Source organism: Agrobacterium sp. 10T429 (assembly GCF_056393925.1).
The window spans coordinates 125,927-138,537 of the sequence record NZ_JBFTGV010000013.1; the positions used below are offsets into that span (position 1 = coordinate 125,927).

Sequence of the window (12,611 nt, forward strand, 5' to 3'; positions counted from 1 at the left end):
TGCTTATAGATAAAAACTATTGATCGACCGTTACCCTTCGCCAAGGATGATATGAAACAAAAACTCCTGGCCGCTTGGTGCTGCCAGGAGAGATATGAAACGGCTAACGCAGTTGCTCATGGCAATCGCGAGGCATCGCAATTTTCAGGCGCCGAGGAAGGGCTCCACTTCACGACCCGGCATGAAAAGCCCAAGCCGTTTGATTTCCCACTCCAGCCGAATGCCCGACTTCTCGAACACGCGCTTGCGAATGGTCTCGCCCAGATATTCCAGATCGTAACCGGTCGCATGGCCGGTATTGATCATGAAATTGCAATGCAGCGATGACATCTGCGCACCGCCGATGACCAGACCGCGACCGCCCGCTTCGTCGATCAGTTCCCAGGCGGAATGACCTTCGGGGTTCTTGAAGGTCGATCCACCGGTCTGTTCACGGATCGGCTGCACGGTTTCGCGGTGGTGACGCACGGCGTCCATATCGGCGCGGATCTTCGCGCGGTCTTCCGGATAACCCTCAAACAGGGCGCCGGTGAAGATCAGACCAGCATCGGCGCCGGAGTGGCGATAGCTGTAATCCATATCCGCATTGGAGAGCACATGCTGGTTGCCCTGACGGTCCACCGCATAAACCTCCACGACACGCTCACGCGTTTCACCGCCGTTGGCGCCCGCATTCATGCGCAGAGCGCCGCCGATGGAGCCGGGAATACCGTAATAGAAATGGAAACCGCCAATGCCATTATCCATGGCCATCGCGGCAATATGCTTGTCCGGGCAGATCGCGCCTGCCTTGATGCGGTTTTCGCCCGAAAGCTCCACCGAGCCGAAACCTTTGGCGGAAAGACGGACGACGACACCTGGAATGCCGCCATCGCGCACCAGAAGGTTCGAGCCGACACCGACCACGGTCAACGGCACGTCCTCCGGAAGGATTTTCAGGAATGTAACCAGATCGTCGGTATCGTGCGGCTGGAACATGACTTCCGCAAGACCGCCGGCTCTGAACCACGTCACGCGGTCCATGGGCGCATCCGGTGTCAGACGTCCCCGCAATTCCTTTACCCCGTCGCCGAGCCTCCCCAGCAATTTAACCCCATCGACCTGTCTCATTCAGACTTTCCTGATATGCTCTTCAATTCCGAAGGCAGCGCTGCCGCCCATTGCGTGATATTTCCGGCCCCCAAGAGAACCACGAAATCGCCCGGATTCGCAATGCCTGCAACCACTGACGCGAGATCTTCCCGTTTTTCGAGAAAACGGGCATCGCGATGGCCGGCAGCCTTGATTGCGGAGACCAGCGCTTCCGAGCTTGCGCCCTCGATCGGATCTTCGCCCGCTGCATAGACCGGAGCAAGAATAATCGTATCGGCATCGTTAAAACAATGCGCGAAATCATCGAACAGGCTGGAAAGGCGGCTGTAGCGGTGCGGCTGGTGCACGGCGATGATGCGGCCCTTGCAGGCTTCGCGCGCAGCCGCGAGCACAGCCTTGATCTCAACCGGATGGTGGCCGTAATCGTCGAAGACCTGCACGCCATTGGCTTCGCCCGTCAGCGTGAAACGACGCTTGACGCCGGCAAAGGAGGCGAGGCCCTTCTTGATGTCCGCTTCCGAAATACCGAGACGATTGGCGACGGCAATCGCAGCCGTTGCGTTCGAAACATTGTGGCGACCGGGCATCGGCAGGACGAGGTCCGTGAAGGAGAATATCTTGCCGGTGCGGCGCCGGCGAATTTCCACATCGAAGATAGACCGCGTGCCATCGATGCGCACATTCGAAAAACGCACGTCGGCCTGTGGGTTCTCACCATAGGTGATGACCTTACGGTCTTCGATACGCCCAACCAGAGCCTGCACCTCGGGATGGTCGAGACACATGACGCCAAAGCCGTAGAACGGAACATTCTCCACGAACTGCCGGAAAGCAGCGCGCACGGCGTCGAAATTGCCGTAGTGGTCAAGATGTTCCGGGTCGATATTGGTGATCACGGCCACATCGGCCGGAAGCTTCAGGAATGTGCCATCGGATTCATCGGCCTCCACCACCATCCACTCGCCCTCGCCCATGCGGGCGTTGGTGCCATAGGCGTTGATGATGCCGCCGTTGATCACGGTCGGGTCGAGATTGCCGGCTTCCAGCAGGGTCGCGACCATCGAGGTCGTCGTGGTCTTGCCGTGCGTGCCACCGATGGCAATGGCGTTGCGGAAACGCATGAGTTCAGCCAGCATTTCGGCACGGCGAACGATCGGCAGGTGTTTTTCCCGCGCGGCGATCAGCTCCGGATTGTTCTTCTTGATCGCGGTGGAAACGACCACGACCTCGGCATCACCGAGATTATCCGCCGTGTGGCCGACGAAGACCTCGATGCCCTTGTCGCGCAGGCGCTGCACATTGGCGCTGTCGGCTTGGTCGGAGCCCTGTACGCGATGACCGAGATTGTGAAGCACTTCGGCAATGCCGCTCATGCCGATCCCGCCTATGCCGATGAAATGGACAAGGCCTATGGCTTTCGGCATCTTCATGCCTCAACTCCTTCAATGTTCGTCTTGAATTCCTGTACGGACTTTCCGCTCGCAATCGCCTCGACCAGATCGGCCAGTACATCTGCCGCGTGCGGTTTTCCTGTCGCCTTGGCCGCCGCCGCCGTTGCGGACAACCGATCCGGCTCGGACAGCGCCGAGGACAGAAGGCCGGAGAGCTTCTGCGGCGACAGTTCCGACTGCTTGATAACGCTTGCACCGCCGGCTGCCGAAAGCGCTGCCGCATTGGCCGCCTGATCGTGATCCAGCGCATGCGGATAAGGCACGAGGATCGAGGGTCGGCCGATCACCGAAAGCTCCGATACCGTCGACGCACCCGAACGGCTGATGACCAGATCAGCCTCACCGATGCGCGAGGCCATGTCGCCGAAGAAAGGCGAGACATCCGCCTTCACGCCCAGCTTCTGATACGAGGAGATCACGCTGTCCTTGTCTTCGGGGCGCGCCTGCTGGGTCACGACGATGCGCTTGCGCTGCTCGTCCTTCAACAGGCAGATCGCCGCCGGAACCGCGCTGGAAAAGAACTGCGCTCCCTGGCTGCCGCCGAAAACCACGAGCTGGAACGTCTCGCCGGTCTGCGAAGGCGTATAGGGTATCTCTGACGCCGCCAGCACCGCCGGGCGCACGGGATTGCCGGTCGCAACCGTCTTGTCGGAATATTGGCCGTTGGCGGGCGGCAGAAAACCACCGGCAATCGCCTTCACACGGGCCGCCAGCGCCTTGTTGGCTCGACCCATCACCGCATTCTGCTCGTGAATGATCGATGGCACGCCAAGCCCAGTCGAGGCAAGCAGCGGCGGCACGGTGGGATAACCGCCAAAGCCGACGACCGCAACCGGCTTTAGCTTCGTGATCAGCCGGCGCGCTGAACGCAGTCCTGTCCACAGCTTCCATAGCGAACGCGCCACGGAAATCGGGTTTTTCGAACCAATGGTGGCGGATGGAACGACGTGAATTTCTTCCGCCGGAAACTTGCCCGCATAACGCTCGGCACGGCTGTCGGTGACCAGATGCACCTGATAACCGCGCGCTTTCAGCGTGTGCGCCAAGGCCTCGGCTGGAAAGACATGGCCGCCGGTACCCCCGGCGGCGAGCAGAACAATACCCTTGCTCATGATCATTTACTCCGCAGGAACGCCGGAACCGACGCGGAAGAAGCTGCGCTCCTGCGCCCTCTTTTCCGGCCTGTGGCGTGTCAGCGCCAGAAGGAAGCCTGCCGTGACGCAGATCGCCATCATCGACGAACCACCATAGGAAATCAGCGGCAGCGTCATGCCCTTGGCGGGCATAAGCTCCAGATTAACGCCGATATTGATCATCGACTGCATGCCGATCTGCAGGACCAGACCGGCCACGGCAAAGCGGCAGAAATCGTCTTTTTCCTTGAAGGCGTGCGAGAGGCCGCGCAACACGATGAAGGCGAAGATCGCCACAAGGAACATGCAGAAAACAATGCCGAATTCTTCCGCCGCCACCGAGAAGATGAAGTCGGTATGGCTGTCGGGAATGATACGCTTGACGATGCCCTCACCCGGGCCGCGACCGAACCAGTCGCCACGAATGATCGCCTCGCGCGCCGTATCCACCTGGAAGGTATCACCCTCACCGGTCCAGAAACGGTCGATACGTCCGGCGACGTGCGGCAGGAGCAGATAGGCGGAGACGATGCCGAGAACGCCGAGACCGCCGAGCACGATGATCCAGAACCAGGGAACACCGGCCATGAAGAACATGCCGCCCCACACCACCGATGTCAGGATGGTCTGGCCAAAGTCAGGCTGGGCGATCAGAAGTGCCGCCACGATACCGAAGGTGATGATAGCGAAGAGGTTGCCGGGAATTTCGGGGTGGCGCGCACGTTCGGCAAACAGCCAGGCGCAGACAATGACGAAGGCGGGCTTCATGAATTCCGATGGCTGGATCGAGAAGCTGCCGATGGAAATCCAGCGCCGTGCGCCCTTGACCTCGATACCGAAGAACAGCGCGAAAATCATCATCAGCAGCGACGCGATCAGCATCATCACCGCCACGCGCCGGACCTGACGCGGCGACAGGAAGGAAAGACCGATCATGATCGCCAGCGAAGGCACCATGAACATCGCCTGACGTTCCACGAAGAAGAAGCTGTTGAGACCGATGCGTTCGGCGACCGCCGGCGATGCCGCAAATGACAGCATCAGGCCGATGCCCATCAGCGCGATGAACGCCGCCAGAAAGAAACGGTCGATGGTCCAGAACCATTCCGCGACCGGACCGCGATCAACTCGGCTTACCATGGCCTCAGCCCCCTTTTCCAGAGTGAACGAGCATCGTCATGCCATCGAGCGCCGCAACCTGCGCGACGAACGAATCACCTCTGATTTCAAAGTTCTTATATTGGTCGAAGCTTGCGCAAGCCGGGGATAACATCACGATATTGCCGGCCGTCGCATCTTTTTCCGCATCCGCCGCCGCATGCTGCACCGCCTTGTCCAGCGTGCCGGATATTTCGTAAGGCACGGCTTCGCCGAGCGTCGCTGCAAATTCCGCCGCCGCCTCGCCGATCAGATAGGCCTTGGCGATGCGCGGAAACAGGGGCGCAAGGCTGGCAATGCCGCCGGCCTTTGGCAGACCGCCCGCGATCCAATAGATGCGCTCATAGCTCGACAAGGCCGGTGCCGCGGCATCGGCATTGGTTGCCTTGCTGTCATTGACGAAAGTGACATTGCCGCGCCGACCGACCGGCTGCATGCGATGTTTTAGGCCGGGGAAGGACTTGAGACCTGCGCGGACGTCCTCTTCGGAAACGCCGACGGCAAGGCATGCGGCAATTGCAGCCGCTGCATTCTGGGCATTGTGGCTGCCGCGAAGCGTCTGGATGCCGTCGAGATCGACCAGCAGCGAGGACTTGCCCCCATGCGCCCGCAGGATGCGGCTGCCTTCGGCATAAAGACCTTCGGAAACGACATTGCGCTTGGAAATGCGCTCCACCTTCACGCCGGCACGCTCGATGCGGTCGGCGATCAGCGTGGAATAGCTGTCATCAACGCCGACAATTGCCGTGCCACTACCGGCCACAAGCCGTTCCTTGACATCGGCATAATGCTGCATGGTGCCGTGCCGGTCGAGATGGTCGGGCGTCAGATTGAGCAGAATGCCTGCCGTCGGATTGATCGTCGGCGCCAGATCGATCTGGTAGGACGAGCATTCAACGACATAGAAACGTTGCGCTTTCGGCGGATCGAGGCTCAGCACCGCAGTGCCGATATTGCCGCCGAGTTGTGTATCGCGGCCCGAAGCCTTGAGGATATGGGCAATCAGTGCGGTCGTCGTGGATTTGCCGTTCGTGCCGGTGATGGCGATGAAGGGGCAATCCGGCGCATGCGCCCGGCGCTCGCGAATGAAAAGCTCGATATCGCCGATAATCTCGACACCCGCCGCCCGGGCAAGATCGACCGACCAGTGCGGCTTCGGATGCGTTAGCGGCACGCCGGGTGCGAGCACGAAAGACGAAAAGGAATGCCAGTCTATCGTTCGAAGATCAGCCGTCGTTATCCCTTCGGCCTCAGCCTTGGCGACGCTGTCGGGATTATCGTCGAAAGCAACGACATCCGCGCCGCCGGCAACCAGTGCCCGGGCCGTGACGAGGCCCGAACCGCCAAGCCCGAAAAGCGCGACTTTCTTACCTCTGAACGACGAGACCGGGATCATCGCTCACCTCAGCTTCAGCGTAGCAAGGCCGAGCAGCGCCAGACCGACGGAAATGATCCAGAAACGGATGACCACCTGGCTTTCCGTCCAGCCTTTTTTCTCGAAATGATGGTGGATGGGCGCCATCAGGAAAACGCGCCTGCCGGTGCGCTTGAACCAGAAAACCTGGATGATGACCGAGAGTGTTTCCATCACGAACAGGCCGCCGACGATGACCATGACGATCTCGTGCTTGGTGGCGACAGCGATGGAGCCGATGAGGCCGCCGAGCGCCAGCGAACCCGTATCACCCATGAAGATGGCGGCGGGCGGCGCGTTGAACCACAGGAAGCCGAGACCAGCCCCGACCACCGCGCCGACGATGACAGCGAGCTCACCCGTTCCGGGCACGAAGTTGATCTGCAGATAATTGGCGAAAACCGCGTTACCGGCGAGATAAGCAATCACGCCGAAGGTGGCGGCTGCAATCATGACAGGCACGATGGCGAGACCATCGAGACCGTCGGTCAGGTTAACCGCATTGCCGGCGCCGACAATCACGAAAGCACCGAACAGCACGAAGAAATAGCCGAGATTGATCACAAGTTCCTTGAAGAACGGAAAGGCGATGGAGCTTCCGAGCGTGCCGCCATGCGGTGCGGAAGCAAGCGCCACCTTCATCATGAAGAACACGGCAATCGCCGCAATCAGGAATTCGATGCCGAGACGGGCTTTGCCGGAAAAGCCCTTGTCGCTCTGCTTCGTCACCTTGAGATAGTCGTCATAAAAGCCGATAGCCCCGAAGCCGAGCGTCACCATCAGAACGGCGACGACGTAGACGTTCGACAGGTCACCCCAGAGCAGCGAACCGCCGAGAATACCGGCAAGGATCATCAGCCCGCCCATGGTCGGCGTGCCAGCCTTCTTGAAATGCGTCTGCGGCCCGTCGGCACGGATTGGCTGGCCCTTGCCCTGGCGCACGCGCAGCGAATTGATGATCGCCGGTCCGAAAAGGAAGACGATCAACGCAGAGGTGAACATCGCCGCACCCGCCCGGAAGGTGATATACCGGAAGAGGTTGAAGACTTGAATTTTATCCGACAGTTCGACGAGCCAGATCAGCATAATTGCCCTTTCAAAAGGCTATTTCAGACTTGGCGTTCCGTCTCAGGGAATGCCGGATACTTGTCAAGCAGTGCCGCGACAATCTTGCCGAAACCCAGCCCAAGTGACGATTTTACCATCAGCGCATCGCCCGGTTGCACCCATTGCAGGGCAAAATCGGCAAGTTCAGCTGTCGTCGGGAACCAGATGACAGTTACACTGTCCGGAAGCGCATCGCGAAGGGCGGCCATCGCCTCCCCCGCCAGCCAGACATGTTCGATACCACCGGCCAGCAGCGGTCCGGCCAGTTCCTCGTGTAGCTGGGCTGAGAATTCGCCCATCTCCAGCATGTCGCCGAGAACGGCAACGCGACGGCCATAACCCTGCGTTTCTGTTTCCGCAAGCACGGCAATCGCCGCCCGCATGGAGGCGGGGTTGGCGTTGTAGCTCTCATCGATCAGCAGGAAGGAGCCGCTTTCAATCGTCAGGCGATGGCGCTGTCCGCGCCCCTTGACTGCCTCGAGCGTTCCGAGCACCTCGAAGGCGCGGTCGAGATTGGCGCCGGTGACGGCAACAGCGCCAAGCACCGCCATGGCGTTGTCGGCAATATGCCTGCCGGGAATGTTCAGGTGCAATTCGCTCGTTTCGCCGTTCAGGATCGCCCAGATGGTCGAGCCCGTGGACGTGCTTTCGAAATCGGCCAGCCGGAAATCGGCCTTGGCATGCTGCCCGAAGGTCAGGATATGCTCGATACCCTGGTCCTGCGCCGCTTCTTCAAGTTGCTCGAACTGGGCGTTGTCACGGTTGAGGATGACGAAGCCGCCCTCCTCCAACCCTTCGAATATCTCCGCCTTGGCGCTCGCGATCTCTTCTATGTTCTTGAAATTGCCCAAATGAGCTGGCGCGATGGTGGTAATGATCGCGACATGCGGACGTACCATCTTGACCAGCGGACGGATTTCGCCGGAGTGGTTCATACCGATTTCGAAAACGCCGAATTCGGTATCGGCGGGCATGCGCGCCAACGTCAGCGGCACACCCCAGTGATTGTTGAAGGACGCCACCGCCGCATGAACCCGGCCCGAAGGCGCCAGAGCCTGCCGCAACATTTCCTTCGTCGTCGTCTTGCCGACAGAACCGGTCACCGCGATGATCCGCGCCGTGGTCCTTTCACGCGCCGCAATGGCGAGCTTGCCAAGCGCCGCGAGGACATCCTCCACGACGATCATGGGCACGGTCAGGCGGCCGAGGGCCGGCAGCTTGCCTTCGGCGACGACCAGCAGGCCCGCACCATTGGCGACAGCAAAACTCGTATAGTCATGGCCGTCGACCCTATCGCCCTTGATGGCGAAAAATGCTTCACCAGCCTTCACAGTCCGGCTGTCGATGGAAATGCCGGTGATACCGGTCGGCAGGTTCCCGACGGGACGCCCTGCCGTGATGGCGATCATGTCGGCGACTGTCCATAACCAATTCAAATCTTCAATCCTTCCAGCGCGGTACGCACCTGTTCATGATCGGAAAACGGCAGCGTCACGGAACCGACGATCTGCCCCTCTTCATGCCCCTTGCCCGCGACGATCAGCGTATCGCCGTTCGAAAGCAGCGACACCGCATGACGGATCGCCTCTGCCCTGTCGCCAATTTCCAACGCACCCGGCGCAGCCGCCATGACTTCGGAACGGATCGTTGCAGCGTCTTCCGAGCGCGGATTGTCGTCGGTAACGATGACGATGTCGGAAAGACGTGTCGCCACTTCGCCCATGATCGGGCGCTTGCCCTTGTCACGGTCGYCGCCGCAGCCGAAGACGGTGATGATGCGGCCGGAGGTGAAGGGCCTGACCGAGGTCAGAACATTTTCAAGCGCATCCGGCTTGTGGGCATAATCCACATAGGCAAGCGCGCCGTTCTTCGTCTGGCCCACAAGTTCCAGGCGACCGGCAGCACCGATCAGCTTTTCAAGCGCCTTCATGGCCGTTGCGGCGGAAACGCCGGTGGACATGGCAAGACCGGCGGCGACGAGAGCATTGGCCACCTGAAAATCGCCGGCCAGCGGAATGTCGACTTCGTGGATCACGCCGTCATGGTGCACTTCGATCAGCTGCTTGTGACGGAAATGCTCTACACGCTTCAGTGTCAGATAATCGCCCTTCCGGCCAACGGTGCGCACATTTAGACCTGCATCCGCGGCGGCGCGTATGGCCTTATCCGACCAAGGGTCGTCGGCAAAAATGACGGCTGGCGCGCCCTTTTCCATCAGCGTGTCGAACAGCCGCATCTTCGCGGCCATGTAGTCCTCGATGGTCGGGTGATAATCCATGTGATCACGGCCGAGATTGGTGAAACCGGCCGCAGCGAGCTTCACGCCATCAAGGCGACGCTGGTCGAGGCCGTGGCTCGAAGCTTCCATGGCTGCATGGGTCACACCTTCGGCAGCAAGCTCGGCGAGAAGCGCATGCAGCGTCACCGGATCCGGTGTGGTAAGCGCGCCATAATCTTCGCGGCCGGGAGCGATGACACCCGTCGTGCCGATCTGGGCGGCGGCATGGCCAGCGAAAGCCCAGATTTGCCGCACGAAGGAGGCAACGGAGGTCTTTCCCGCAGTGCCGGTAACGGCGACCATGGTTTCCGGCTGTTTTCCATAAAAACGGGAAGCGGCGAGCGAAAGGTAGAGGCGCGGGTCAGTGACAGCGAGGACCGGCACATCGGCATCCACCGCATGCCCGGAAACGACGGCGACCGCACCCTTGGCGACCGCGTCCTTCACATAGGCCGCGCCATCCGCCTTGGTTCCCGCAACCGCCACGAACAGGCTACCGGGCGCAGCCTTGCGGCTGTCTGCGGTAATTCCCCCGATTTCGATTGCCCCTATCTCAGACAGGAGCAATTCATTCAATTCCGGAAACGCCGTCCCGGATATATCTCGCAAATTCATCGACTGTGTCCGTCTTGTCCCCCCGGCGCGATTCGCCGGAACACCATAAGCTCTAACAATCAATAAGACACGAGCAAGGCCGAGCCATCCTTGCCGAACTTCGGCTTCACGCCCAGCACTGCCGCCGTGCGGCTGATGATATCGTGCACCATCGGCGCAGCCGAGGTGCCTGCAAGTGCCGCGCCATTGCCCTTGTCCGTCTTCGGTTCGTCGATGAAGGAGAGCACCACATATTGCGGGTCGTCCATCGGGAAGGCCGAAAGGAAGGCATTGAAGTTCTTGTCATGCACATAACGCCCATTGACGACCTTGTCAGCCGTACCGGTCTTGCCGCCGACATTGAAACCGTCGACGCGCGCATTACGGCCAGAACCGTTGACACCGTTCCATTCGAAAAGGAAGCGCATATCCTTGCTGGCGCCGGGCTTCAGCACCTGTTTTGCGACCTGATCCGCCTGTTCGCGCGTGCGCGGCAGGAATGTCGGCTCGATCAACTTCCCACCATTGACGAGCGCGGCACCGGCAACTGCTGTCTGCAACGGCGTTGTTGAAACGCCGTGGCCGAATGAAATGGTGATCGAGTTGATCTTCTTCCATTCGCGGGGCTGCGAAGGCAGCGCCACTTCAGGCAGCTCGGTCTGCATGCGCGTCAGAAGGCCAAGCCGCGTCAGGAATTCCTTGTGTCCTTCGGTACCCACGGTGTCGGCGATTTTTGCCGTACCGATGTTCGACGAATACTGGAAGATTTCCGGCACCGAGAGCATGCGGCCCTTGCCGTGGAAGTCCTTGATGGTGAAGCCACCGATGCGGATCGGATAACGCGCGTCGAACATATCACCCAGGCGGACGCGACCCGAATCGAGACCCATGGCAATGGTGAAGGATTTAAAGGTGGAGCCCATTTCGAACGTGCCGTTCGACATGCGGTTGAGCCATCCCTCCTTGGCACCTTCTGCCGGGTTGTTCGGATCATAATCCGGCACGGAGGCCATAGCTAGCACTTCGCCGGTATGCACATCCAGAACCACAGCCCCCGCGCCGATCGCCTGGAACTTGGTAATGGCCGAGGTCACGACTTCACGCACGATGGACTGGACGCGTAGATCGATGGAAAGCTTCACCGGCTCCAGCGGCTGATCGCTGGTCATGCCGAGCGCCGTCAGATCGGCCAGTCCCTGGCTGTCGACGTAACGTTCCATTCCGGCAACACCGCGATTGTCGATATTGACGTGACCGACAACATGGGCAGCTGTTGGCCCGCCAGGGTAGAAGCGGCGCTTTTCCGGGCGGAAACCGACACCGGGAATGCCGAGCGCCAGGATCTGGCTCTGCTGCTTCGGCGTCAACTGACGGCGCAGCCACTGAAAGCGCGAATTGGAGGAAAGCTTCTGATAGGTGCCGCGCTGGTCGAGATCTGGCAATACAGTGCGCAGCTTCTCGATGGCTTCGTCGATATCGACGATGCGATGCGGCTCCGCAAACAGCGACACGGTGCGGATATCGGTCGCCAGAACCTCGCCGTTACGATCAAGAAGATCGGGACGCGACGCCATCAGCCGGTCGGCAGGGGCAATGCTCGAAACCGTTTCCTGCTCGGCAAGGCCATATTGCACCAGACGGCCGCCCACGACGCCGTAAAAGGCGATGAAGCCGAAAATGATGAGACCGACGCGGCTTTTCGCCTGGGCCGCCCTCTTCTTGCGAGCGCCCTCGAAAGCAGCATGGTCAGTATGAATGCCGGTGGTGCTGGCGGAAAAGTGAGCCTTGCTCTTCAGAACCATGACGCGGGAGAGAAAAGACATCAGCGGTCCACCGATCCAGTTATGGTTTCATCCATTTCGCCATCTTCATCGCCTGCGACAGCGGCGACGGCAGGAGCCGGAGCCGCAGTGGGACGGGAAACACGCGCCCGCGGTGTTGGAACAGGAGCGCCATTGGCGGCAATCTGGCCGGCGGGCGGTGATTTCTTCTTGGCAGCTCCGCCAAGCGTAGCGCCCGGCTTGGAGCCGTTGACGGCGGCGGCGATGACATCAGCAACGCTCATGCCTTCCGGCTCGGGCGGCTGCGGCAATTGCGAGCGCAGCATCGGCAATTCGCGCGGCTGCGCCAATTGTGTCGGCAGCGTCGGCGAAAGGCCAAGCTCGTCCTGATAGGCATTCACGAGACGATGAAGGCGGTTCGGCTGCGTCAGCAGTGCCCAGTCGGCCCGCAAAAGATCGATCGTGTCTTTTTCGAGCTTGATTTCGGTCTCGAGCTTGCGGACCTGTTCCAGCTTGAGATCGGTCTTGTGCTTGATCGAATAGGTCACCACCGCCGCAGCGACCATGACCCCCATCAACACGACATCGAATGTGCGCAGCATA

At 60.3% G+C, this 12,611-nt stretch carries 10 protein-coding genes; all 10 read right to left on the reverse strand.

Going from position 1 to position 12,611, the window contains the following annotated elements:
* Positions 1-144: 144 nt before the first annotated feature.
* Genes murB through ftsL form a run of 10 tightly spaced genes read right to left on the reverse strand, consistent with a single transcriptional unit; the run spans position 145 to position 12,610 of the window.
* Complete coding sequence (gene murB, locus AC1DCP_RS23835; RefSeq protein ID WP_003513214.1) at positions 145-1,110, reverse strand: UDP-N-acetylmuramate dehydrogenase; 966 nt, start codon at positions 1,108-1,110, stop codon at positions 145-147.
* Positions 1,107-2,522, reverse strand: coding sequence for a UDP-N-acetylmuramate--L-alanine ligase (murC, locus tag AC1DCP_RS23840; protein ID WP_038491615.1), 1,416 nt, complete (start codon positions 2,520-2,522; stop codon positions 1,107-1,109). Before murC ends, murB begins: the two co-directional genes overlap by 4 nt.
* On the reverse strand, positions 2,519-3,655 hold the full coding sequence (gene murG, locus AC1DCP_RS23845) for an undecaprenyldiphospho-muramoylpentapeptide beta-N-acetylglucosaminyltransferase (RefSeq protein WP_065687389.1): 1,137 nt from the start codon (positions 3,653-3,655) through the stop codon (positions 2,519-2,521). The genes murC and murG overlap by 4 nt, the downstream gene beginning before the upstream one ends.
* A gap of 6 nt (positions 3,656-3,661) precedes the next feature.
* Positions 3,662-4,816 carry a putative lipid II flippase FtsW gene (ftsW, locus tag AC1DCP_RS23850; RefSeq protein WP_065687183.1) on the reverse strand — a complete coding sequence of 385 codons (1,155 nt, stop codon included), beginning with the start codon at positions 4,814-4,816 and terminating at the stop codon, positions 3,662-3,664.
* 4 nt (positions 4,817-4,820) lie between these two features.
* The gene (gene murD, locus AC1DCP_RS23855; protein WP_003513225.1) at positions 4,821-6,230 is read right to left on the reverse strand and encodes a UDP-N-acetylmuramoyl-L-alanine--D-glutamate ligase; all 1,410 of its coding nucleotides are present in this window, start codon (positions 6,228-6,230) and stop codon (positions 4,821-4,823) included.
* Positions 6,231-6,233: 3 nt separating this feature from the next.
* Positions 6,234-7,334 carry a phospho-N-acetylmuramoyl-pentapeptide-transferase gene (mraY, locus tag AC1DCP_RS23860; protein WP_003513226.1) on the reverse strand — a complete coding sequence of 367 codons (1,101 nt, stop codon included), beginning with the start codon at positions 7,332-7,334 and terminating at the stop codon, positions 6,234-6,236.
* A gap of 23 nt (positions 7,335-7,357) precedes the next feature.
* Positions 7,358-8,791 (reverse strand): UDP-N-acetylmuramoylalanyl-D-glutamyl-2,6-diaminopimelate--D-alanyl-D-alanine ligase, encoded by a 1,434-nt coding sequence (locus AC1DCP_RS23865; RefSeq protein WP_026330779.1) that lies wholly within the window; start codon positions 8,789-8,791, stop codon positions 7,358-7,360.
* Positions 8,788-10,248, reverse strand: coding sequence for a UDP-N-acetylmuramoyl-L-alanyl-D-glutamate--2,6-diaminopimelate ligase (locus AC1DCP_RS23870; protein ID WP_476774690.1), 1,461 nt, complete (start codon positions 10,246-10,248; stop codon positions 8,788-8,790). Before AC1DCP_RS23870 ends, AC1DCP_RS23865 begins: the two co-directional genes overlap by 4 nt.
* 59 nt (positions 10,249-10,307) lie before the next feature.
* Positions 10,308-12,050 (reverse strand): peptidoglycan D,D-transpeptidase FtsI family protein, encoded by a 1,743-nt coding sequence (locus tag AC1DCP_RS23875; protein ID WP_003513230.1) that lies wholly within the window; start codon positions 12,048-12,050, stop codon positions 10,308-10,310.
* The gene (gene ftsL / locus AC1DCP_RS23880; RefSeq protein ID WP_003513232.1) at positions 12,050-12,610 is read right to left on the reverse strand and encodes a cell division protein FtsL; all 561 of its coding nucleotides are present in this window, start codon (positions 12,608-12,610) and stop codon (positions 12,050-12,052) included. Before ftsL ends, AC1DCP_RS23875 begins: the two co-directional genes overlap by 1 nt.
* Position 12,611 lies beyond the last annotated feature (1 nt).

Bases quoted from the DNA above. Each gene is read 5' to 3' on its own strand.
- murB (WP_003513214.1), bottom strand. From the start codon at position 1,110: ATGAGACAGGTCGATGGGGTTAAATTGCTGGGGAGGCTCGGCGACGGG.
- murC (WP_038491615.1), bottom strand. From the start codon at position 2,522: ATGAAGATGCCGAAAGCCATAGGCCTTGTCCATTTCATCGGCATAGGC.
- murG (WP_065687389.1), bottom strand. From the start codon at position 3,655: ATGAGCAAGGGTATTGTTCTGCTCGCCGCCGGGGGTACCGGCGGCCAT.
- ftsW (WP_065687183.1), bottom strand. From the start codon at position 4,816: ATGGTAAGCCGAGTTGATCGCGGTCCGGTCGCGGAATGGTTCTGGACC.
- murD (WP_003513225.1), bottom strand. From the start codon at position 6,230: ATGATCCCGGTCTCGTCGTTCAGAGGTAAGAAAGTCGCGCTTTTCGGG.
- mraY (WP_003513226.1), bottom strand. From the start codon at position 7,334: ATGCTGATCTGGCTCGTCGAACTGTCGGATAAAATTCAAGTCTTCAAC.
- AC1DCP_RS23875 (WP_003513230.1), bottom strand. From the start codon at position 12,050: ATGTCTTTTCTCTCCCGCGTCATGGTTCTGAAGAGCAAGGCTCACTTT.
- ftsL (WP_003513232.1), bottom strand. From the start codon at position 12,610: ATGCTGCGCACATTCGATGTCGTGTTGATGGGGGTCATGGTCGCTGCG.